Annotated in this window: 19 protein-coding genes; 4 read left to right on the top strand and 15 right to left on the bottom strand. The window is 40.6% G+C overall.

All coding sequences use genetic code 11. The features are described 5' to 3' along the window. The first annotated feature begins 5 nt into the window (after nt 1-5). On the top strand, nt 6-1,382 hold the full coding sequence (gene trkA / locus MTP24_RS00095) for a Trk system potassium transporter TrkA (protein ID WP_006793999.1): 1,377 nt from the start codon (nt 6-8) through the stop codon (nt 1,380-1,382). 67 nt (nt 1,383-1,449) lie between these two features. Here the strand turns inward: trkA and MTP24_RS00090 are convergent, their stop codons facing one another. From MTP24_RS00090 to MTP24_RS00055, 8 genes are all read right to left on the bottom strand, one after another. Next, nucleotides 1,450-1,665, bottom strand: coding sequence for a calmodulin (locus tag MTP24_RS00090; RefSeq protein ID WP_006793998.1), 216 nt, complete (start codon nt 1,663-1,665; stop codon nt 1,450-1,452). Between the two features lie 80 nt (nt 1,666-1,745). Then, the gene (locus MTP24_RS00085; protein ID WP_006793997.1) at nt 1,746-1,958 is read right to left on the bottom strand and encodes a calmodulin; all 213 of its coding nucleotides are present in this window, start codon (nt 1,956-1,958) and stop codon (nt 1,746-1,748) included. Between the two features lie 144 nt (nt 1,959-2,102). Next, nucleotides 2,103-2,315, bottom strand: a complete 213-nt coding sequence (locus MTP24_RS00080; RefSeq protein ID WP_243532172.1) for an EF-hand domain-containing protein — start codon at nt 2,313-2,315, stop codon at nt 2,103-2,105. 464 nt (nt 2,316-2,779) lie between these two features. Beyond that, a complete protein-coding gene (locus MTP24_RS00075) occupies nt 2,780-3,442 on the bottom strand; it encodes a flagellar brake protein (RefSeq protein ID WP_138741114.1) in 663 nt (220 codons plus the stop codon). Nucleotides 3,443-3,478: 36 nt separating this feature from the next. Then, the gene (locus tag MTP24_RS00070) at nt 3,479-4,930 is read right to left on the bottom strand and encodes a TrkH family potassium uptake protein (RefSeq protein WP_008130797.1); all 1,452 of its coding nucleotides are present in this window, start codon (nt 4,928-4,930) and stop codon (nt 3,479-3,481) included. A gap of 96 nt (nt 4,931-5,026) precedes the next feature. Next, the gene (locus MTP24_RS00065) at nt 5,027-5,641 is read right to left on the bottom strand and encodes a YigZ family protein (protein WP_243532170.1); all 615 of its coding nucleotides are present in this window, start codon (nt 5,639-5,641) and stop codon (nt 5,027-5,029) included. 57 nt (nt 5,642-5,698) lie between these two features. After that, nucleotides 5,699-7,021, bottom strand: a complete 1,323-nt coding sequence (gene pepQ / locus MTP24_RS00060; RefSeq protein WP_039038509.1) for a Xaa-Pro dipeptidase — start codon at nt 7,019-7,021, stop codon at nt 5,699-5,701. 116 nt (nt 7,022-7,137) lie between these two features. Continuing rightward, entirely contained in the window at nt 7,138-9,024 is a 1,887-nt protein-coding gene (locus MTP24_RS00055) for a transglycosylase SLT domain-containing protein (RefSeq protein WP_243532168.1), read from the bottom strand. A 192-nt stretch (nt 9,025-9,216) separates the two neighbouring features. Here MTP24_RS00055 and fadB point away from each other — a divergent pair, with 192 nt between their 5' ends. From fadB to tusA, 3 genes are all read left to right on the top strand, one after another. After that, entirely contained in the window at nt 9,217-11,376 is a 2,160-nt protein-coding gene (fadB, locus tag MTP24_RS00050; protein WP_243532166.1) for a fatty acid oxidation complex subunit alpha FadB, read from the top strand. Nucleotides 11,377-11,380: 4 nt separating this feature from the next. Next, complete coding sequence (fadA, locus tag MTP24_RS00045) at nt 11,381-12,550, top strand: acetyl-CoA C-acyltransferase FadA (RefSeq protein ID WP_008130791.1); 1,170 nt, start codon at nt 11,381-11,383, stop codon at nt 12,548-12,550. Nucleotides 12,551-12,840: 290 nt separating this feature from the next. Continuing rightward, entirely contained in the window at nt 12,841-13,080 is a 240-nt protein-coding gene (gene tusA, locus MTP24_RS00040) for a sulfurtransferase TusA (RefSeq protein WP_006793987.1), read from the top strand. A gap of 115 nt (nt 13,081-13,195) precedes the next feature. Here tusA and MTP24_RS00035 read toward each other — a convergent pair whose 3' ends face one another. The 7 genes from MTP24_RS00035 to dnaA all read right to left on the bottom strand — a co-directional run bounded on the left by MTP24_RS00035 (nt 13,196) and on the right by dnaA (nt 22,918). Further along, nucleotides 13,196-13,645, bottom strand: coding sequence for a hypothetical protein (locus MTP24_RS00035; protein ID WP_058430326.1), 450 nt, complete (start codon nt 13,643-13,645; stop codon nt 13,196-13,198). A 102-nt stretch (nt 13,646-13,747) separates the two neighbouring features. Next, nucleotides 13,748-15,817, bottom strand: coding sequence for a glycine--tRNA ligase subunit beta (gene glyS, locus MTP24_RS00030; RefSeq protein ID WP_203985631.1), 2,070 nt, complete (start codon nt 15,815-15,817; stop codon nt 13,748-13,750). 2 nt (nt 15,818-15,819) lie between these two features. Next, nucleotides 15,820-16,722, bottom strand: a complete 903-nt coding sequence (gene glyQ / locus MTP24_RS00025; RefSeq protein WP_008130780.1) for a glycine--tRNA ligase subunit alpha — start codon at nt 16,720-16,722, stop codon at nt 15,820-15,822. Nucleotides 16,723-16,863: 141 nt separating this feature from the next. Beyond that, nucleotides 16,864-19,290: a DNA topoisomerase (ATP-hydrolyzing) subunit B gene (gene gyrB, locus MTP24_RS00020; protein ID WP_008130779.1), complete on the bottom strand. Its 2,427-nt coding sequence runs from the start codon at nt 19,288-19,290 to the stop codon at nt 16,864-16,866. 12 nt (nt 19,291-19,302) lie between these two features. Next, nucleotides 19,303-20,397: a DNA replication/repair protein RecF gene (recF, locus tag MTP24_RS00015; protein ID WP_243532164.1), complete on the bottom strand. Its 1,095-nt coding sequence runs from the start codon at nt 20,395-20,397 to the stop codon at nt 19,303-19,305. A gap of 15 nt (nt 20,398-20,412) precedes the next feature. Then, a complete protein-coding gene (dnaN, locus tag MTP24_RS00010) occupies nt 20,413-21,516 on the bottom strand; it encodes a DNA polymerase III subunit beta (protein WP_006793980.1) in 1,104 nt (367 codons plus the stop codon). Nucleotides 21,517-21,529: 13 nt separating this feature from the next. Beyond that, entirely contained in the window at nt 21,530-22,918 is a 1,389-nt protein-coding gene (gene dnaA / locus MTP24_RS00005) for a chromosomal replication initiator protein DnaA (RefSeq protein ID WP_243532162.1), read from the bottom strand. Nucleotides 22,919-22,960 lie beyond the last annotated feature (42 nt).

The following is a 22,960-nucleotide window of genomic DNA, read 5'->3' as shown; positions in this document are numbered from 1 at the left end:
AAATAATGAAAATAATCATACTCGGTGCTGGACAGGTTGGCGCCACGCTAGCTGAAAACTTAGTAGGCGAACAAAACGAAATTACCGTAGTAGATATTGACGGTAACCGTATACGCGAACTGCAAGATAAATACGACCTTCAAGGTGTAATGGGCCACAGTGCTCACCCTGATGTTTTGCGCCGCGCCGGCGCAGACGATGCCGATATGATTATTGCGGTAACCAGCTCAGATGAAGTAAACATGGTGGCGTGCCAAGTGGCGTATAGTATTTTTAATACACCCACTAAAATTGCCCGAATTCGCTCTGAGCAGTATTTAAAATACCGTGAAAAACTTTTCCAAAACGATGATTTACCAATCGACCATTACATTGCCCCAGAAGCGTTAGTTACTAAGTATATACGCCGCTTAATTGACTACCCTGGCGCATTGCAAGTATTGCAGTTTGCCGATGGTATGCTCTCGCTAGTTGCAGTAAAAGCCTATTACGGTGGTTTATTAGTGGGCTATGCCTTATCTGCATTAAAAGAGCATATACCCAATGTAGAAACTCGCGTTGCAGCTATTTACCGTCAAGGCAAAGCCATTAAACCGCTCGGTACAACCGTTATTGAAGCCGACGATGAAGTATTCTTCATTGCGGCAACCAAACATATACGCGCCGTAATGAACGAACTGCAGAAGCTTGAGCGTTCATACAAAAAAATAATGATTGCTGGTGGCGGTAACATTGGTGCAGGCCTTGCTCGCTCTCTTGAAAAAAATCACACCGTTAAGCTAATAGAGCGCAGTAAAGAACGTGCTGAACAGCTTTCAGAAATGCTCGACAACACGGTAGTATTTTGTGGCGACGCCTCCGATCAAGAACTTCTTTCTGAAGAACATATTGAACAAGTGGATGTGTTTATTGCCGTTACCAACGACGATGAAGCCAATATTATGTCGGCCATGCTTGCCAAACGCATGGGCGCGCAAAAAACCATGGTGCTTATTCAACGTGGTGCGTATGTAGACCTAGTACAAGGTGGCGAAATAGACATTGCCATATCGCCGCAACAGGCAACAATTTCTGCATTGTTAACCCATGTACGTCGAGGTGATATTGTTAACGTGTATTCATTGCGTAAAGGGGCTGCAGAGGCTATTGAAGCAGTTGCTCATGGCGATGAAAATACCTCCAAAGTAGTTGGCCGTGCAATTGCCGATATAAAACTACCCGCTGGAACAACTATTGGGGCCATTGTGCGTAACGACGATGTACTTATTGCCCACGACGACACCATTATTATGTCGGGCGATCACGTGATTATGTTTTTAATTGATAAAAAACATATCAACGTAGTAGAAAAGCTCTTCCAAGTAAGTGCTATATTTTTATAACGCATCAAACACAAAAAAGCCGCTGAACATCGCGGCTTTAGTGGAGTATGATTGGGGCTTATCAATGCTACTGTACTTTGGCAAATTCTTCTTTAGAAAGCTCACCATTTCCATCTGTGTCTAAATCTTTAAAAATTTTCACTAATTGTGAGTTTACTTGAGCTTCTTCCATGCTGATAACACCGTCACTGTTGCTATCAAACGATGCAAAGTCTACCGCTGCATAAGCTGCTGAAGAAGACGCTAAAACTAAAACCGCAAGTGTTGTATTTAATGTTTTCATAGTGATGTTCCTAGTAAAATGAGAAATCCTTTTCTAAGATCCCTGTCTGTGAAAAATAGCTAAACCAATACCGGTTAACTTTAAAATTTTGCAAACTCGTCTTTAGACAGCTCACCGTTACCATCTGTATCTAGCTCTGTAAACTCAGCCATTAAATCGGTGTCTATTGCCGCTTCACTTGGGCTAATTGCTCCACTGCTGTCGGTATCTAAACTGTCAAAATCTGATGCTGCAAACGCAGCTGAAGAAGACGCTAATGCAATAAGTGCTAATGCTTTATTTAAATGTTTCATAACTTAATCCTTCATACTTAATGTTCTATCAAAAAAATGGGCTTATTACCTTTTAAAATGGTTTCACTTCCTTGTTATCCTTTTTCGTAAGCTCCCTTGCCTACTTAGGTTGTCTTTGGCAACTCAGGATTCCATTTACTGAATTTAGGCTTTTGAAAACTCTTCTTTTGATAACTCACCATTTTGGTCTGTATCGAGCTCTGAGAACATGCTCATTAATTTTGCATCAACTGATGCTTCGGCTTGGCTAATTGCACCATTACCGTCTACATCGAGTGTATTAAAGTCAGAGCCTGCAAAAACGGCTGACGAAGAAGCGAGTGCGATAAGTGCTAATGTTTTATTAATGCGTTTCATAGTATGTATCCTTCAAGTTGTATGTGAGTGATTGGTACTTACTGTTAATCACGTTTTTCGATTAGTACAACCAGACTATTACAACTTAAATGCCAATATTTATTAGTTTATATTTTTCAGTGCCTTACGTGTTAAATACTGAAAAAAGTGCAAATTTAAGCATTATTTTTGTAGCTATTTAGCAACGCTGGTTTAATTAAAAACTATAAGTTATTAAAAATCAGATGCTTAGGTTTAATGTAAAAAACCACAAAGCGAAGTTATTTAAATGATCAAGGTGTAATTAGGTATTGAGCAGGAAGTTTTAAACTGAACAAGGTGTAAAAATAAAATAAAATATAAAAAATTTGAATGCTATATCTCTGTTTTTATTTAATAAAAAATAATAATTTAGAGGTTGGTAATTTATTTTCGTTCATAAAGTAAAAAGTCGCTATTTTGTTGCAAAATAGCGACATTAAAACCTAATCGGCATCGAGTTCTATCATAGCGGGGTCAATAAAGTGCTCTTTCATAAAAGCTTTCATCTCTTCTTTACTGGCTAATAACTTAATACCGCAACGCACGCCTGCATTATGATCTTTCACGCTGCACACTTCGCCTTCAAAGCCTTTGCTATTACTACCTAATACCACAGTGCATTGTGAGTCTTTGATGCTTTCTAGATCTGCGTCAGTTTTTACATCAAACATAGCCCCCGTTAGCGAAATATCTTTTATAACACCATCGAGTACCTTGTCATCACTGAGTTTAAGTTTTGCAGGCAATAGAGTTGGAATACGGGTTTGCGAACGTAAACTAAATAGCTGAACTTGCTTGGGGTAGTTTATAAAAATCAGCCTAACGGGGTGTGATGCAATAGATTTAATTTGCTGTCTAAACGCAATTATTTGTCCATCGTCACCCTCTATTAATGCTCTTACAACTACGGTGACGCCATCTCGTAAGTAATCATTTCCACCCGGTAAACGTTTAGCTGTAGGAAAGTTTAAAATAATAAACTTTTCATCAAGCAAGCCTACCATTTCTGTTTTCACGCGCTTACTGCTAGTGGGTGTTAATATTTCTAAGTCAACTAAACTGCCAACCGGTATATTATTTAATTTATCTGCATGTGTTGCTGGCATATCCATTCCATAAACATAGTAGTAAAACGTTGTGTTTTATCCGCGCCAAAACGTAGGCGTAAATAACACAAGCAAAGTAAAAATTTCTAGTCGGCCAAATACCATTGCAATAGTCAGCAACCATTTAGCGCCGTCGGTTATTGCACCATAATGCGAGGCAACATCACCCAACCCTGGGCCTAAGTTATTTAAACACGCTGCCGTGGCCGAAAACGCCGTAATATTATCCATTCCCGTACCCATAAGCGCCAGCATAATAATAATAAATACTAAAGCATAGGCAGAGAAGAACCCCCACACAGCTTCTACAACCTTATCGGGCAATGCTTTACGGCCAAGTTTGATTGAATAAATAGCACGAGGGTGCACTAGGCGGTTTAGCTCACGTACGCCTTGCAGGTAAAGTAAAAACACGCGCACCACTTTCATACCGCCCCCGGTAGACCCTGCACAACCACCAATAAAGCTCGAAAATATTAATAAAATAGGTAAAAACAGCGGCCATGTTGAAAAGTTATCGGTAGCAAAACCCGCCGTTGTACTCATTGATACCGCTTGAAATAGTGCTTGGTCAAGGGTTTCATCACCATTGGCGTATATCTCGTTCGACGACAACACAGTAAAACAAATAACCACCAGCGCCAATTGAATGCATAAAAATACTTTAAACTCGGGGTCGCGAATGTAGACCTGCACGTTCCGGCTTGCCACCGCAGCGTAGTGCAAGGAGAAGTTAATAGCGGCAATGATTAAAAAGAATACACAAATAAAGTTAATAACCGGGCTGTCGAAATGGCCCATAGAAGCATCATAAGTCGAAAACCCACCAATGGCGACGGTAGAAAACGCATGACAAATGGCATCAAACCAATCCATCCCTGCCGCCCAATACGCCAACATACAGGCAATGGTTAACGACACATAAATATACCAAAGATGCTTTGCGGTATCGGCTATGCGAGGGGTCATTTTTGAATCTTTTACTGGGCCGGGGATTTCAGCACGATACAACTGCATTCCACCAACACCTAGCATGGGCAGTATTGCAACAGCTAATACAATGATCCCCATACCGCCAAACCACTGTAATTGCTGGCGATAAAACAGCACTGACTTAGGTAAATATTCAATCCCCGTCAGCACCGTAGCGCCTGTGGTTGTTAAACCCGAAAAGGCTTCAAACACCGCATCAGCAAGGGATAAGTTAGGTTCTTGTAGAAAGATAAGAGGCAAGGATGCGAATGCCCCCAGTACCAACCAAAACAAAACCACAATTAAAAAGCCTTCACGCGCTTTTAAATCCCCGTTTTCATGTCGGTTTGGGTAATACGCTATTAAGCCAATAATAATACTGAAAATAAACGCTAAAACAAAAGGAACACCACCACCATCTTTATAAATTAAAGACACCACAGCAGGTGGCACCATGGTAATACTAAACAGCGCAACAAGTTGCCCAAGAATTTTTATGATGGTACGAAATTGCATTTAGCTAATCGCTTTTATTATTAGTAAATTCAGGCTCAACTGCATTAGCCTGGTTAAATAGAATGAATATGCATTGTATGCAACTTGTGTAGGTTATTACTCTTTAATAGTTAACTCAACTGCGCCGTGACTTAAATCAAAAATATCTTTAATTGCTTGCTGTGCTTGGCGGCTATCAATGGTGATCACCCAATCAATATTAGCAGTAAATTGCTTTTCAATGTTGAGCACTTGGTAGTGCGTTTTAAGTAGCTGCTCAATTGCGCCTTGCATACTGTATTCACTGCTGCCAATTAGCTCAACACTTGGAACTTTAAGTACGGTGTCTAATTTGGCTAATGCATTATTTAACGACCCGCCATAAGCTCGCACTAACCCGCCAGTTCCAAGTTTAATTCCTCCAAAATACCGGGTTACCACGGCAGTAACTTCACCTAGCCCTGATCCCACCAGCACATTTAACATTGGTTTACCGGCCGTACCATTGGGTTCACCATCATCTGAAAAACCATACACGTGGCTGCCACCGGGGTTACCTGCCACATGGGCCCAACAATTATGCCGAGCATCGCTGTATTTATCTTCAATACTTTTAATAAAAGCTTTAGCTGCGGCTAAATCGGGAGTATGTGCAATATGCACAATAAACGTACTTTTTTTAATTTCTTCTTGGTGAAACACAGCGTCGGCTGGGTATTTATATTCTGACATATTTTACTTAACCAAAAAAATGGGGCCATTAGGCCCCTTCTCTTGCTAACTTATCACTTAATCTAAGTGTAAGTCGCGCGTCATATTTTCTAAACTATCATCGTGCACAATAATGTTATCTTCAATACGAATACCGCCATAAGGTTTAAACGCTTCAACCTTATCCCAGTTGATGTATTGCTTGTTGTCGGTTTGCGCTAAATCACCTAACAACGAATCAATAAAGTACAAGCCAGGTTCAATAGTAAACACCTGATTTTTCTCTATCATACGTGTACAACGTAAAAATGGATGCCCTTCTGGAGATGCTTGATGAGTACCTTTGTCGTCACTCATAAAGCCGCCCACATCGTGTACTTGTAAACCAAGGTGATGCCCTAAACCATGCGGAAAGAAAGTAGAGGTGATTTTACGCTCTACAATATCTGCAGCCGGTAAGTTAACTATATTAAAGTCGCTAAGAATTTGCGCTATGCGGTTATGACACTCAACATGTAAGTCGCCGTAAAGCATACCTGGCTTTAATCCTTTGCCTAATTCAATTTGCGTCGTCGTCATTGTATTAACTAGCTCAGCAAATTCACCCTGCTTTTTGAAGTCATAAGTACGCGTTATATCTGCGGCGTAGCCGTTAAAGTTTGCGCCAGCATCAATTAAAAATGAGTTATGTGTTTGCGGCGCGTTTGGCTCAAAATGAGTGTAATGCAAAATAGCGCAGTTTTCGTTAAGCGCCACTATATTACCATACGGCATTTCGTTTTCGCTTTGGCGTGTAGCCATAAGGTACGCTTGTTGAATATCAAACTCACTGCCACCATTAAAAAAAGTGTCGCGAGCAGCTTTATGGCCATCAACCGCTATGCGGTTAGCATTACGTAAACACTCAAGTTCATACTGCGTTTTGTATGCTCTATTAAAGTGTAAATAGTTAAGCACGGGCTCTGGGTTCATTATGCTAAAGCCAAGTGCTTGAGCTACTTCTATGTATTCGCCCATGTAAGCGTACTTTGCTTTGTCATAAGGAAGTAGCTTTTCAACCTGATCGGGTTGTAACAATAGCTCTATATCAAAATATTCAGCCCAAAAATCACGTGGTTCGTCAGGTACTTTATGCCAAAAATCAACAGGACGATAAAAAATAAGCTTAGGTTTGTCGCTACCATTAACAACAATCCAGCAATGTGGATTATCAATAACAGGTAACCAAGCTTTAAAGTGAGGATTAACTTTAAACGGGTAATACATGTCGTCTAAAAATTGGCGCTTTGCTTGGCCAGAGTGAATAACTAATCCTTCTAACCCTTCGCTTTCGCAAATTGTACGAGTACGCTGCTGCAGTGTTGCAATATGTTCGGCGTATAAAACGGCTAATTTATCCATTGTTAATCCATCTGTTAAATTTAACTTGCTTTGAGTCTACCACTTATAGCTATTACGCTCAAAAAAGGGGGATGGCCCACTGTAAGCACAATCCCCCTTATTTAAACTTATGTTTACTAACCGCCTATTTTCATTTCCAGTATAGGAGCCAGTAAATTACCCTCTCGGCCCATACGAGTATGATATACCTGCCTGTAAGCAAATACATTTTTGACATAATCGCGTGTTTCTCTATACGGAATAAGCTCTATCCATAACTCTGCTGGCATTGCATCATCAGGCACCCAACGTTTTATACGATGGTAGCCTGCGTTATAAGATGCTGTAGCAAGTATTTCGTTACCATGGTTTTTCTTTTTCAAGTAACGTAAATAACTGGTACCTAGCCTAATATTTGTTTTAGGTTGATATAACCGACTATTAGACACACTGCCTTTATTTACATACTTAGCGGTACTTGGCAGCAATTGCATTAAACCTCGTGCATTAGCACTTGATCGCGCGTCAGGAGCAAATGAGCTTTCACGCCTTGCAATAGCAATACTCCAAGCTACATCTATTTTATTACGCTTGCTGTAGCGCTCAAATATGTCTTGAAAAGCAAATGGAAAACGTTGTTCAACATTATCCCAGGCTTTTATTTTTGCGAGTGTGAATATTGTGCTGTCGTGCCATCCCAAATTGGTAGATAAAACAGAGGCTGCAAGCTTTTCTTCTTCATTTGAAGTGTTTGTTAAGTAATTCCATTCACGTCTCGCTGAAGTAACACGATCTAACTCATATAATGCTTTTGAACGTTTAAAACCAGGGGCATTACTCACCTTTGCAATTAATTGCTCACTAACCACTTTTGGTTGATTATTTAGATCAACCGGCAAGCCTAGACGCGCAGCGGCTAAAAAACCGTAGTAGTCTCGGTTAGTCGCAATACTTTGCCACATTTTTTTAGCTGTTTGATCGTCACCGCGTTCTGCATAACTATACGCAAGCCAGTATTGCTGGCCTAAACTAAGATTTTCTTTGCCTGTAAAAAACGCAGCAATGCCTGCCCAATCTTGGGTTTTAAGCATGTTACCAAGCTGCCATTGCATTAATTTGTTGTCTTGGCGCTCTTTTGGCACTTTGTTTAACCAAAAACTGGCTTGCTTATGTCCGCTAGAAGCTAGTGATAAAGCAAAGGTGTAGTATAAATCTGCCTTTTCTTTATCGCTGTAGTTAAACATACGCTCTATTTTTTCCCATGCGCGCAGCGCTAGTTCTTTGTCGCGCCAAATTAGACGCTTAACACCATAAAGTGCAATTTGACCCTCTTTAAGCGATTTATTTTTATAGCGATATAACCCCGCCGCAGCGCTTGGGTCGCGGCGAACTTTTAAATATAAGTCAGCAAGGTAACGCTCATTTTTTGGTAAAAGTGTTTTTAAATAAGGTAGTAGGCTTTGCGTTCCACCTTGCGCGGCAAGTGTAATTCGTTGCCATACAGTATCGGCATTCATATAGCCTTTTTTGCGCCAGTACGAGAATAACGAATCGCACTCCTTAGGTTGTGACTTTCCCACCGTCCATAAATCCGTCACCTGATTTAAAATGGCTTTTTCTGGGGCGCCTAAATCTAATTGATAACCCAAATATGTACAGGTGTATTCAGCGTTGCTCGTGTCGCGGTAATTACGAATATACGCCGCTTTTCTATTATTTTTTTCAAGATACTCCAGCCATACTTTACGAACGGGCCATTCAAGTGGCGTATGCTGATATATATTTAAGTAATCTTCTATTTCTGCTTGATATTTTATGCTCGGGTTTCGTTGCCAGTATGTTTTTTCTACATACGGTTTTAGTGGGTGGTTTAGGTTATTAACTACGTTTTTAAACTCGCGGTAACTTGCGTTGCGTACTTTTTTTTCAGCATCTAAAAATGCGTCGTTATCGATGCTAGCCTCGGCAGAATAAAGAGGAAAAATAAAAGCAGCTGCCGCAAAACTAAATAATTGTTTTTTCATAATGTCCTTTAATAAAAAATTAAAGTAGTGAATAAAAGCTTTTTCACCACCTTAGCACCAAACCAGCTATATTTTAACCAGTCGTTTGTAACCGAGTTAAATTTTTCGTTGCATTTTTTACTCAAAGCAAGCACACTGATTGAAATGCAAACTCATCGTACCAGTCTTAGTTCGTCAACTAGGGAGAATAAAATGTTATATAAAAGCGATTCCTTTGAAGTTAGCTTCCTAAAGGAAAACATCGCCGAGTTTAAGTTTTGTGTTGCAGGTTCTGTAAACACATTATCTCAAAAAACTCTTTCAGATTGTGCAGCAGCATTAAAAGAATTAGCTGCTAATTCTGATATCAAAGGCATGGTTTTTACCAGTGATAAAGACCACTTTATTATTGGCGCCGACATCTTCGAATTTTTACCTACATTTACTAAACCTGAAGAAGATTTAGTCGTGTGGATCAAAAACGCAACTGACGTTTTTGATGCAATTGAAGACCTTCCATTCCCAACTCTAAGCGTTGTAAACGGCTTAGCACTTGGCGGCGGATGTGAGTGGGCACTTGCTACCGATTATCGTGTTGCAAGCGAAAGCGCTAAAATGGGCCTACCAGAAGTTAAACTTGGCATAATGCCTGGTTTTGGTGGCACAGTGCGCTTACCACGTATCATTGGCGCAGATAACGCCATGATGTGGATCACTTCTGGCGCTGAAAACCGCGCAGCTGACGCCCTTAAAGTAGGTGCGTTTGACGCAGTAGTTAGTGCTAACAAACTTTTAGAGTCAAGTGTAGCAACACTTGAATTAGCGATTGCAGGCAAGCTAGATTGGCAAGCAAAACGCAACGCAAAACTACAGCCACTTAAATTAAACCGTGTTGAGCAAGGTATGAGCTTTGCTATGGCAGAAGGTATGGTAATGGGTAAAACCAAAGGCCACTATCCTGCTCCGGTTATGGCAGTGCGTACTATTAAAGCAGCGGCAAACTGTACTCGCGATGAAGCAATGGCAATCGAAAATGCTAACTTTGCTAAACTTGCGCGTACCAACGAAGCTGCAGCGCAAACGGGCATTTTCTTAAATGACCAGTTCATCAAAGGTAAAGCACGCAAACTTGCTAAGCACAGCGATGTAGAAATTAAACAAGCTGCAGTATTAGGCGCGGGTATTATGGGCGGCGGTATTGCATATCAGTCTGCTTATAAAGGCACACCAATCATAATGAAAGACATCCAACAAGATGCGCTTGATTTAGGTATGGGTGAAGCGTCTAAATTATTAGGTGCAAAAGTTAAGCGTGGCCACATGCCAATGGAAAAAATGTTGGCAACACTAAGCAAAATTAAGCCAACACTTAACGATGCAGACCTACAAGACGCTAACATTATTGTTGAAGCCGTTGTAGAAAACCCTAAAGTTAAGCAAGCAGTATTAGCAGACCTTGAAAAGAACATGCCAGAAGGCACTGTACTTACATCAAATACGTCGACTATCTGTATTGACCTACTTGCTGAAGCACTTGATAAACCAGAAAACTTCTGTGGTATGCACTTTTTCAACCCAGTGCCAAAAATGCCATTAGTAGAAATTATCCGTGGTGCAAAAACGTCAGACAAAACAATTAACGCAGTCGTTGATTACGCCCTTAAACTTGGCAAGTCTCCTATTGTTGTAAACGATTGCCCAGGCTTTTTTGTAAACCGTGTTTTATTCCCTTACTTTGCAGGCTTTAGCAAATTAGTTGTTGAAGGCGCTAACTTTGCAAAAGTAGATAAAGTAATGGAAAACGTATTTGGCTGGCCTATGGGTCCGGCTTACCTACTTGATGTTGTAGGTATTGATACGGCTTATCATTGTACTGGCGTAATGGCTGACGGTTTCCCTGAGCGTATGGCACGTGCAGAAAAAGATCCGGTAACTGTTTTTGCTAACGAAAAACGTTTTGGTCAAAAGAACAAAGCAGGTTTTTACAAGTACGAAACAGACCGTCGTGGTCGTCTTAAAAAATCAAGCGATGCAACAGCCGTTGAGCTACTAGCGCCAATTACTGATGCACCGAAAGAATTCGATAAGCAAGAAATCATTGACCGTTGTATGATTCCAATGATCAACGAAGTACTTCTTTGTTTACAAGAAGGCATTGTTGCTTCTCCACAAGAAGCTGACATGGCACTTGTTTACGGCGTTGGTTTCCCTCCATTTAGAGGCGGCGCGTTCCGTTACTTAGATCAAACTGGTTTAGCTAACTTTGTTGCAGCAGCAGACAAATACGCTCACCTAGGTGCGATTTACCAAGTATCAGAGCAAACTCGCAAATGGGCTGAAGAAGGCCGTGTTTTCTATAAGGTGGAAGGTTAATATCATGAATAATCCAGTAATTGTAGATTGTATCCGCACACCAATGGGTCGCTCAAAAGGCGGCGTATTTAAAAACAAGCGTGCGGAAGACTTAAGCGCTCATTTAATGAAGGGCTTACTAGAACGCAACCCAGCGGTTGATCCAGCATCAATCGACGACATTTATTGGGGTTGTGTACAGCAAACATTAGAGCAAGGCTTTAACGTTGCACGTAACGCATCACTTCTTGCGGGTATTCCACACTCAGTACCAGCAACCACAGTTAACCGCTTATGTGGTTCGTCAATGCAAGCATTGCATGACGCAGCACGCGCCATTATGACGGGCGCTGGCGACACTTACCTAATTGGTGGTGTTGAGCACATGGGTCACGTTCCTATGACTCACGGTAACGACTTTCACCCAGGCTTAGCAACTTCAATTGCACAAGCGTCTGGCTCTATGGGTTTAACAGCAGAATACCTTGCGACTATTCACGGTATCAGCCGTCAGCAGCAAGATGAATTTGCATACCGTTCGCACCAACGTGCACATGCTGCAACGGTTGAAGGCCGTTTCCGCCGCGAAATTTTAGCAATGGAAGGTCACGCAGCAGATGGTTCTTTAATTTTAGTTGAAGATGACGAAGTAATTCGCCCTGAAACAACGGTTGAAGGTTTATCTCAGCTTCGCCCAGTATTTAACCCAGCTTCGGGTTCTGTTACAGCGGGTACGTCTTCAGCACTTTCTGACGGTGCATCAGCCATGTTAGTAATGAGCGAAGAAAAAGCAAAAGAGCTAGGTTTACCAATTCGTGCGCGCATTAAAGCAATGGCGGTTGCCGGTTGCGATCCATCAATCATGGGTTACGGCCCAGTACCAGCAAGTAAAAAAGCACTTGCCCAAGCAGGTATCACTATTGATGACATCGACGTAGCTGAGCTTAATGAAGCCTTTGCTGCGCAATCACTACCAGTACTTAAAGACTTAGGTTTAGCTGATGTGGTTGACGAAAAAGTTAACTTGAATGGCGGCGCTATCGCACTGGGTCACCCTCTGGGTTGTTCTGGTTCGCGTATTAGCACCTCGCTAATTCACTTAATGGAAGACAAAAATGCTAAGTACGGTTTAGCGACAATGTGTATTGGTTTAGGCCAAGGTATCGCAACTGTATTTGAGCGTGTTCAAGACTAATACTCTTAACACGTAAACCATCTTGGTGAGTAAAAAGGCGCACTGACGAAAGTTAGTTCGCCTTTTTTATTTGCCAATTTTTAAGGCGCCTTACTAACGCAATTTAGATTTGTGTTGTTGTGATCGGGTTTATAATTTGGCGTTGATATAAATACACTTAAATTAAAACTGATCCAGATCTAAGTAAATTAGTTAATTTATACTTAAAATTACGCTAAACTTTGGCGCAACAAAAAATCTGACTACTCGTAAAATCACAGATTTGAAAACTATTTACAGGCATACGTACTATGAATTTTGATAACCCCGATCACCAATTAGATGCCATTGGCCTTCGCTGCCCCGAGCCTGTAATGATGGTACGTGCTGCTATTCGTAAAATGAACGATGGTGAAACACTTTTAATAACCGCTGATGACCCATCAACCACACGTGACATCCCCAGCTTTTGTGTATTTATGGATCACACGCTGGTGGCTAAAGATGCCGATGAAGCACCGTATAGGTATGTGGTGAAGAAAGGGTTGTAAAGTTCTCAGTTCTCAGTTCTCAGTTCTCAGTTTCAAAATAGAAACCGTGCTCGTTAAATCAAGTACGGTTTTTTACTTCTCTTTACGCTAAAAACTGACAACTATAAACATTCTGCTATTTCTTAGTAATAGTCACTTTTGGCTCGTCATAGTCACTAAAATCAATGCTTACTATGTATGTGCCTTTTATCGCAGGTGTGTAACTAAAGTAATTATAAATAGTATTACAGTCTGCCGTTGCAGCTTGCCCAAGTGTTAAACTTTGACCTTGTGGGTATGAGTCGCTGTAACCACAGTTAAAGCCTTCACTAAAATCGGCATCGGCAATTTTGAATTCGTACACTTTACCTGGTGTGCTAAATTTTACCTGTGCTTGATACAGTGCTGGGCCCACTAAGTTAAATTGGTACTGTGGCTCTGCGTCCCATAAAGTAAAATCGCCTCGCAGGTACATGGTGCGGTCGAGTTCTTTTTGTGGCAATACATCGTTAATTGATATTTGGCTTGAACATGCACTGAGTAACCCAGCAATAGCGAGTGGTATTATTTTTTTTATTGAAATCATCAATTTTCATCCTATTCGTTATACCTATTAGCTTAATTAAGCTAATAGGTATTAAAACTAAAAAGCCAGCGTTATGCTGGCTTTTTAAATTGCTAATGGCAGTTATTTTTGTAAAACAGAAATATCTGCAATATCTAAAAATAAACTACTTAACTGACTTAATAGCGCAAGGCGATTTTGCTTAACAGCTTCATCGTCGGCCATAACCATTACGTTGTCAAAAAAGTTATCAACACTTTCACGAATGCCAGCCAATTGGCTAAGCGCTTCTTGGTAGTTTCCATCGGCATAAAGTGGTGCAAGCTCAGTTGCAAATTTTGCCACTTGTGATGCTAATACTTTTTCAGCGTCGTCGCTTAATAAGCTCTCATCAACATTACCTTGGCTTGTGATATCGTTTTTAGCAAGAATGTTACTTACGCGTTTATTTGCGGCTGCAAGGGCTTCTGCTGCGTCTAAAGTACGGAAGTGGCTTACGGCTTTAACACGACGGTCAAAATCAACTGGTTTAGTTGGACGACGTGCTAACACAGCTTGAATAACATCTACTTCAATACCTTCGTCTTGATACCATGCACGGAAACGCCCAAGCATAAATTCAAATACGTCGGTTGATACATTTAGATTAGTTAGCTTATCGCCAAACAATGTTTGTGCTTTTGCTACTAGGTCTAAAATATCAAGAGGTAACTCTTTTTCTACCATAATACGCAGTGCACCAATAGCAGCACGACGAAGTGCAAATGGGTCTTTATCACCTTTTGGTGCTTGGCCTATACCAAAAATACCCACCAGCGTATCAAACTTATCTGCAATGGCTACTGCACAACTAATTAGGTTTGTAGGTAAGTTGTCGCCTGCAAAGCGTGGCATGTATTGCTCGTTTTGTGCAAGCGCTACATCTTCTGCTTCACCGTCAAAGCGAGCGTAATGCATTCCCATTACACCTTGTACATCGGTAAATTCCATTACCATTTCGGTCATTAAGTCTGTTTTACTTAATAGGCCTGCACGTTTTGCTAAGTCTTTATCTGCGCCTAATTGCTCAGCAATATACCCTGCAAGTTCGCTAATACGCTCAGACTTGTCTTTAAGCGTACCTAATTGCTTTTGGAATAAAACGGTATCAAGCGATTCTAAACGGCTTTCTAATGTTTTCTTTTTGTCGGTCTCAAAGAAGAACTGTGCATCAGCCAAACGTGGGCGTACAACTTTTTCGTTACCAGAAATTACTACGCTTGGATCTTTACTCTCGATGTTAGATACAAACAAAAACTTATTTAAAAGCTTGCCGTTTTGATCTAATAACGGGAAGTATTTTTGATCGTCCTTCATGGTGTAAATTAGCGCTTCGGCTGGTACATCTAAAAATGCTTCTTCAAATGTTGCCGTTAAAGTAACTGGCCACTCTACCAGTGAAGTAACTTCTTCTAGTAAATCTTCATCCATTGCAACAACAGCGTTAACTGCGCTTGCAGCTTCTTCTATTTGTGCACGTATTTGCGCTTTACGTTGTTCGTAATCAGCAATAACGTAAGCAGATTTAAGTACATCAAAAACCTCATCAGCATGGTTAATGCTAATTTTTTCTGGGTGATGAAAACGGTGACCTTGAAGTTGGTTACTTACTTGCTTACCAAGAATCTCACCTTCTAGCAATTCGCTACCAAATAAAATAGTGACGGTATGAACTGGGCGAATAAATTGTGTTTTATTCGCACCCCAGCGCATTGGCTTTGGTATTGGTAATTTACTTAACGCTTTTGCGATAGCATCTGCCATTAGCGTTTTAGTTTCTTGCCCTGCTACTTTAGCAATGTGCAATAACCATGCGCCTTTATCCGTTTCAAGTGTTTGTGCTTCACTTACCTCAATACCACAACCGCGTGCCCAACCCATTGCTGCTTTTGTAGGGTTACCTTCACTATCAAATGCTGCTTTAGTTGCTGGGCCGCGCTTTTCAACTTCTTTGTCCTGTTGTTTAGCTTCAAGTGCTTTAACTTGTAAACCTAAACGACGAGGCGATGCATACCAGCTTACGCCTTGATGTGCTAATTCTAGCGATTCTAACTCTTGAGTTAAATTTGCAGCAAATGCCTCGGCAAGTTTACGCAACGACTTTGGTGGCAACTCTTCAGTGCCAATTTCTACTAATAAATTTTGTGCTGTCATGCTTACTTATCCTTACACAGCGGGAAACCAAGCGCTTCGCGTGCATCGTAATAACTTTGTGCACACGCTTTTGATAACGCACGAACACGTAAAATATAACGCTGACGTTCTGTTACCGATATAGCATGGCGCGCGTCTAATAGGTTGAATGCATGCGATGCTTTCATCACTTGCTCGTAGGCAGGAAGTGGTAAATTTGCTTCTATTAACTTTTGGCTCTCAGCTTCACACTTATCAAACTGCGCAAACAAGTCTTCTACGTTTGCATGTTCAAAGTTGTAGGTTGATTGCTCAACTTCATTTTGATGGAACACATCACCGTAAGTTACGCGCCCTAGTGGACCGTCTGCCCATACTAGGTCGTAAATGCTATCTACGCCTTGAATGTACATCGCTAAACGCTCTAGGCCGTAAGTAATCTCGCCAGTTACTGGTGAGCACTCTAATCCACCTACTTGTTGGAAGTAGGTAAATTGCGTTACCTCCATACCGTTTAACCAAATTTCCCAACCTAAGCCCCATGCACCTAGCGTTGGTGATTCCCAGTTATCTTCTACAAAGCGTACTTCGTGAGTTAGGGTATCAATACCCATTGCTTCTAGTGAGCCTAAGTAAAGCTCTTGGATGTTATCTGGTGATGGTTTTAAGACTACCTGAAATTGGTAGTAATGTTGTAAGCGGTTTGGGTTTTCACCATAGCGGCCATCCGTAGGACGGCGACACGGTTGTACGTATGCGCTAGACATTGGCTCAGGGCCAATTGATTTCAAAAATGTTTGCGGGTGAAATGTCCCAGCGCCCACTTCCATATCAAGTGGTTGAATAATGACACAGCCTTGCTGTGCCCAATAATCCTGTAAAGCCAGGATCAAACCTTGGAAGGTTTTTACGTCGTATTTTTGCATATTTGGCTTTTTACTATCTAAGAAGTAGCGTGAAAATTATCCTTAGTATACCGTGTGTACACTCAGGTTTTAAGCAGTTTGTGTATTTGTAGAAAATAAAAAAGGAGCCCTTAGGCTCCTTTTTATTATCTAAATATGTTTTTACACGTCTAAGTTAACTACGCGTAGTGCGTTAGTTTCGATAAAGTCACGACGTGGCTCTACCTGATCGCCCATAAGCGTAGCAAATAACTGATCCGCGCCTACAGCATCTTCAATGGTTACTTGTAACATACGGCGTGCGTCTGGATCCATGGTAGTTTCCCAAAGTTGATCTGGGTTCATCTCACCCAACCCTTTGTAGCGTTGAATATAGATCCCGCGCTTAGATTCAGTGATCAACCATTCCAAAGCATCCACAAAGTTATCAACAGGTTTTGTTTTCTCACCGCGTTGAATATAAGCACCTTCTGTAATGATGTTTGCAATGTTAACACCAGTCACAGCAATACGTTGGTAGTCACGCGATGTGATGAAGTCGTAGCTTAGTACGTGAGACTTATCTACACCGTGTTGACGAATATTCACAACAGGATAATACAAGTTACGCTCTGCATCATACTGAGTTGCAGCGTTGAAAATAGTTGCATCTTCGTCACGGTCAACTAAATCGTCAACAAGCTCTTTTGTCCACGCAATTACTTTAGCTTCGTCTGCAAGGTCTTCTTTGGTCAACTCGCTTTGGTAGATTAAACGTTCCATTACCGTGTTAGGGTATTTACGTTTTAAGCGCTCGATTACTTTAACTGTATTTTGGTAATCGTGAACTATTTTCTCTAATGCTTCACCTTCAAGCGCAGATGCGTCTGCACTTGTGTATAAAGCTGCATTATTAAGTGCAAGCGATGTTAAGTACTCAACAAGTGCTGGGTCATCTTTTATATAGCGCTCTTGCTTACCTTTTTTCACTTTATAAAGTGGTGGTTGAGCAATATAAATATATCCGCGCTCTACAATTTCCGGCATTTGACGATAGAAGAACGTAAGCAATAAAGTACGAATGTGAGAACCATCTACGTCCGCATCGGTCATGATGATAATACGGTGATAACGTAGTTTTTCAGGGTTATATTCGTCACGGCCAATACCACAACCTAATGCAGTAATTAGTGTTGCAACTTCTTGTGAAGACAGCATTTTATCAAAACGTGCTTTTTCTACGTTTAGAATTTTACCTTTAAGCGGAAGAATCGCCTGATTCTTACGGTTACGACCCTGCTTGGCTGAACCGCCAGCAGAGTCCCCTTCCACTATATAAAGTTCTGATTGTGCAGGATCTTTTTCCTGACAATCGGCTAATTTACCCGGTAAACCTGCAAGATCCATTGCGCCTTTACGACGTGTCATTTCACGCGCTTTACGTGCCGCTTCACGCGCACGTGATGCATCTATAATTTTCCCAACAACAATTTTTGCATCTACTGGGTTTTCTAATAAAAACTCAGTGAACTTCTCAGCCATTGCTTGTTCTACGGCAGACTTAACTTCGCTAGATACTAGCTTATCTTTTGTTTGCGAAGAGAACTTAGGATCAGGAACTTTAACACTAATTACAGCAGTCAAACCTTCACGCGCATCGTCACCGGTTGCGTTACTGGTTGTTTTTGCTTTCTTGTTAAAGCCCTCTTTTTCCATAAAGTTATTAAGTGTACGTGTTAGCGCAGATCTAAAACCGGCTAAGTGAGTACCACCATCACGTTGTGGAATGTTATTTGTAAAACAGTAAATGTTTTCTTGGTATGCGTCATTCCATTGCATTGATACTTCAACGCTAATTCCGTCTTCTACACGCTCATGTGTAAAGTGGAAAACGCCTTTATGAATAGGTGTTTTGTTACGGTTAATGTATTCAACAAATGCCTGAATACCACCTTCGTATTTAAAGTGGTCGCTTTTATTTTCTTCACGCTCATCATTTAAAATGATACTAACGCCCGAGTTAAGGAACGACAGTTCACGTAGGCGTTTTGCTAAAATATCGTAATGAAAATCTAAATTAGTGAATGTTTCTGCACTTGGCCAAAAACGTAGTTCTGTACCCGTTGTTTCAGAATCTCCAATAACAGCAAGTGGCGCATCTGGCACACCCATAGTGTAAAACTGCTCATGAAGTTTACCTTCTCGACGCACGGTTAGTTTTAATTTTTCTGAAAGTGCGTTTACAACCGAAACACCCACACCATGCAAGCCGCCTGATACTTTATAAGAGTTATCATCAAACTTACCACCAGCATGAAGTACCGTCATGATTACTTCGGCAGCAGAAACGCCTTCTTCTTCATGGATAGACACTGGGATACCACGGCCATTATCTCTAACCGATACAGAGCCATCTAAGTGAATCGTTACAAAAATATCATCACAATGACCAGCAAGGGCTTCGTCTATTGAGTTATCAACGACCTCAAACACCATGTGGTGTAAGCCTGTGCCATCATCGGTGTCCCCTATATACATCCCAGGACGCTTTCTTACTGCGTCTAATCCTTTAAGTACTTTAATACTCGACGAGTCATAATTCTCAGACATGGTTAATCCCACTTATCTTGTTATTAGGTTGCCATGTTTCACGTGGAACATTTTTAGTTCTCGTTGCATGGGTTCCACCACAGCAGAAATACTCTCAGATAAAATTGAAGAGATAAATATTTGAGAACTGCAGTGAGACAATAATTGCCCAACTTTCTCTTTTGTATCTTCGCCTAACTCTGAGGGTAAATCATCTATTAGCAATATAGATTGCTTATCGGTCTCTGACTCAATTAAGCTATTTTGCGTTACTTTTAACGCATACAATAATAACTTTAACTGCCCGCGTGAGAACGTATTCTCTACACTGTTGCCAGCGACACTGAAACTAAAGTCGGCCTTATGTGGGCCTTTACTTGTAAATCCTTGGCGAGCATCTCGCTCAAAGTTTTGCTCTAACGCATCTGCAAGAGATTCACTCTCTTTCCAGCCTGCATTAAACGTCATTTCTAAATCGCGTATAAGCGTTAATTCTGGGCACATTTTATCAAAAAATTGCTGCTTAAACCTACTTATATACGCCAATCTTAATTTATTTATTTCTTCAGCCAGTCTAACAAATTCTTTGTCCCAAAACTTAATTTGGTCAAAATAATTCTTAGGCTTAGATTTTAGTAAAGCATTACGCTGTTTTAATACTTTATTAAACGATTGCCACAAGTAAAAAAACTCATGTTCCACGTGGAACAAACCTAAGTCTAAAAACTTTCTACGCTCTTTTGGCCCACCAAAAAATAAGGAATAGCTCTCAGGCGTAATAATTTGAACAGGCATAAGCTGTGCAAGCTCAGATATTTTTCGGCTCGCTTTTCCCTGAATCTTTAAATTTGTTTCACCTAAACGCGTTTTGCTAATACCAATAGGAATTGATAAATCATGTACCGTCTTACGGCCATGAATTACAAATTGCTCTTGTTGGTGTGCAATAATGCTTTTGTGCTTTGGTGTTCTAAAAGACTTGCCGTGAGAAAGGTAATAAATAGCTTCTAAAAGGCTGGTTTTTCCGCTGCCATTTTCACCATATATAATGTTTACGCCATTAACAGGTTCTAGCGTCAGCGCCTCAATATTACGAAAATATTTGAGGCTCAAATGACTTAAGCTCATTATATGTTTGTGATCTTATAAACGCATAGGCATAACAACATACATTGCTTCATCATCACCAGCACCTTCTATTAGTGCACTGCTGTTTGAGTCTGCTAACGTAAACTGTACATCTTCAGTTTTTAATGTGTTTAATACATCCAAAACATATGAAACATTAAAACCAATCTCTAACTCATCACCTTGATAATTTACTTCAACAACCTCTTCAGCTTGCTCTTGCTCTGGGTTATTGGCAGTAATTTTTAATAAACCATTTGATAAGTTTAAGCGTACGCCACGAAACTTCTCATTTGATAAAATAGATACACGCTGAAAAGCATTTCGTAACCATTCACGGTTGGCAATAATTGTTTTATCACCGCCTCGTGGAAGTACACGACGGTAATCAGGAAAACGACCATCAACTAGTTTACTGGTAAACGTAAACTCAATGTCAATAATGCGAATGTGGTTAGCACCGAATTGAATAGTCACTAGCTCATCGTCGGCAACCATAAGGCGCATGATTTCTTGCACACCTTTACGTGGAATAATTAATTGGCGTTGAGTATTCAGTGATTGAGTAAGTTTTTTCTGTGCAATCGCCAAGCGGTGCCCGTCGGTAGCCACCGTTTTAATATCGCTGTTATCAACTTCAAACGACATACCGTTTAAGTAATAACGTACATCTTGGTTTGCCATTGAAAAGTGCGTGCTTTCAAGTAATTTACGAAGCTCTAAACGCGTTAGTTGAAATTCAACTTCACCATCCCACTCTTCTAAATTAGGGAAGTCAGCCGCTGATAACGTTGTGAGTGAAAAACGACTTTTACCACTCGTTAATAACAACTGGTGGTCTTGTAAGCTTAACGTAATGTCTGAACCTTCAGGTAGGCTTTTACAAATATCGAGTAACTTTTTAGCAGGTAAAGTTAATTTTGTATCGGCAATATCATCACCAACAAAAACACCAGACACTAATTCAATTTCAAGGTCGGTCCCTGTCATCGAAAGCTGTCCGTTTTCTACTACTAACAAAACGTTAGATAAAATTGGTAACGTATGCTTACGCTCAATTGCGCCCGATACTTGAACCAATGGCTTTAAAAATTGTTGTCTTGATATTGTTATTTGCATAAAAAAGTCAGCCCTAAGATGACAATGTTCTTATTAAATTTTGATAATCTTCTTTAATTTCGTGACTTTCATCACGTAACGATTTTATTTTACGACACGCATGCAAAACCGTTGTATGGTCACGACCACCAAACGCGTCTCCAATCTCAGGTAAACTGTGATTGGTTAATTCTTTAGACAGCGCCATAGCAACCTGACGAGGCCTTGCTATAGAGCGGCTTCGGCGTTTAGAAAGTAAATCCGAGACACGAATTCGATAATACTCAGCCACTGTACGCTGTATATTATCAATTGTGACGAGCTTATCTTGCAGCGCCAATAAGTCACGCAGTGCTTCTTTTACAAAGTCGATAGAAATAGGACGTCCAGTGAAGTTTGCATTTGCAATTACACGGTTAAGTGCGCCTTCAAGTTCACGTACATTTGACCGTAATTTTTTTGCAATGAAAAAAGCCACTTCATGAGGTAAATTTATTTTACTCTGCTGCGCCTTTTTCATCAAAATAGCGACACGTGTTTCAAGCTCTGGTGGCTCAATAGCAATTGTTAATCCCCAACCAAAACGAGACTTAAGCCTGTCTTCTACCCCTTCAATTTCTTTAGGGTAACGGTCAGAAGTTAAAATAATTTGCTGATTACCTTCAAGCAACGCATTAAAGGTATGAAAAAACTCTTCTTGAGAACGTTCTTTATTGGCAAAAAATTGAATGTCATCAATCATTAATGCATCAACACTACGGTAATAACGTTTAAATTCTTCTATTGCATTATTTTGTAGTGCTTTAACCATATCTTGTACAAAACGCTCTGAATGCATATACACAATTTTAGCATCAGGCTTATTTGCCATAATGCCATTACCTACAGCATGGAGTAAGTGCGTTTTACCTAAGCCCGTACCACCGTATATAAATACAGGGTTAAATGCAGAGCCTGGGTTATCGGCCACTTGAGTTGCAGCCGCTTTTGCTAATTGGTTAGATTTACCCTCAACAAAACTATCAAAGGTGTAGTTTTCTTTAATGTTTGATTTATAGCCCGATTTAGGTGCGGGTTCAACAACCGGTTTTTGCTCACGCGGCTGTTGCTTTGCTGATGCTTGAATACTGGGTGCAGGCTGTGTTTCTGTAGCAGGTGCAACCTGTGTACTTAAAAGTGGTTTGCTACCTACATCAAAACGAAGTTCCGGTGCTTCGTCACCACAAATCTCGACGAGTAGTTCGTTAATGCGGTTAAGGTATTTTTCTCTCACCCAATCAAGCACAAAGCGATTAGGTGCATAAATAGTCAGAGTATCTTCGGTACTTTCTGCTTGAAGTGGTCTTACCCACATACTGAACTGCTGCGAAGGCAATTCATCTTGCAATACATATAAACAACTTTGCCAAACCGACAGATACACAGTTAAACTCCCAGAGATATAATTTTTATTCCCGCACATCAA

The sequence above is a fragment of the Pseudoalteromonas sp. APM04 genome (genome assembly GCF_022809815.1).
GTDB lineage: Bacteria > Pseudomonadota > Gammaproteobacteria > Enterobacterales > Alteromonadaceae > Pseudoalteromonas > Pseudoalteromonas marina.
This window is presented reverse-complemented; position numbering and strand designations above follow the sequence as displayed.

What these genes read in the sequence shown, in the direction of transcription:
- pepQ (WP_039038509.1), bottom strand. Translation starts at nt 7,021, where the DNA reads ATGGATAAATTAGCCGTTTTATACGCCGAACATATTGCAACACTGCAG.
- recF (WP_243532164.1), bottom strand. Translation starts at nt 20,397, where the DNA reads ATGAGCTTAAGTCATTTGAGCCTCAAATATTTTCGTAATATTGAGGCG.
- glyQ (WP_008130780.1), bottom strand. Translation starts at nt 16,722, where the DNA reads ATGCAAAAATACGACGTAAAAACCTTCCAAGGTTTGATCCTGGCTTTA.
- fadB (WP_243532166.1), top strand. Translation starts at nt 9,217, where the DNA reads ATGTTATATAAAAGCGATTCCTTTGAAGTTAGCTTCCTAAAGGAAAAC.
- MTP24_RS00035 (WP_058430326.1), bottom strand. Translation starts at nt 13,645, where the DNA reads ATGATTTCAATAAAAAAAATAATACCACTCGCTATTGCTGGGTTACTC.
- MTP24_RS00090 (WP_006793998.1), bottom strand. Translation starts at nt 1,665, where the DNA reads ATGAAAACATTAAATACAACACTTGCGGTTTTAGTTTTAGCGTCTTCT.
- gyrB (WP_008130779.1), bottom strand. Translation starts at nt 19,290, where the DNA reads ATGTCTGAGAATTATGACTCGTCGAGTATTAAAGTACTTAAAGGATTA.
- dnaN (WP_006793980.1), bottom strand. Translation starts at nt 21,516, where the DNA reads ATGCAAATAACAATATCAAGACAACAATTTTTAAAGCCATTGGTTCAA.
- MTP24_RS00080 (WP_243532172.1), bottom strand. Translation starts at nt 2,315, where the DNA reads ATGAAACGCATTAATAAAACATTAGCACTTATCGCACTCGCTTCTTCG.
- MTP24_RS00065 (WP_243532170.1), bottom strand. Translation starts at nt 5,641, where the DNA reads ATGTCAGAATATAAATACCCAGCCGACGCTGTGTTTCACCAAGAAGAA.
- glyS (WP_203985631.1), bottom strand. Translation starts at nt 15,817, where the DNA reads ATGACAGCACAAAATTTATTAGTAGAAATTGGCACTGAAGAGTTGCCA.
- tusA (WP_006793987.1), top strand. Translation starts at nt 12,841, where the DNA reads ATGAATTTTGATAACCCCGATCACCAATTAGATGCCATTGGCCTTCGC.
- fadA (WP_008130791.1), top strand. Translation starts at nt 11,381, where the DNA reads ATGAATAATCCAGTAATTGTAGATTGTATCCGCACACCAATGGGTCGC.
- MTP24_RS00085 (WP_006793997.1), bottom strand. Translation starts at nt 1,958, where the DNA reads ATGAAACATTTAAATAAAGCATTAGCACTTATTGCATTAGCGTCTTCT.
- MTP24_RS00070 (WP_008130797.1), bottom strand. Translation starts at nt 4,930, where the DNA reads ATGCAATTTCGTACCATCATAAAAATTCTTGGGCAACTTGTTGCGCTG.
- MTP24_RS00075 (WP_138741114.1), bottom strand. Translation starts at nt 3,442, where the DNA reads ATGCCAGCAACACATGCAGATAAATTAAATAATATACCGGTTGGCAGT.
- trkA (WP_006793999.1), top strand. Translation starts at nt 6, where the DNA reads ATGAAAATAATCATACTCGGTGCTGGACAGGTTGGCGCCACGCTAGCT.
- MTP24_RS00055 (WP_243532168.1), bottom strand. Translation starts at nt 9,024, where the DNA reads ATGAAAAAACAATTATTTAGTTTTGCGGCAGCTGCTTTTATTTTTCCT.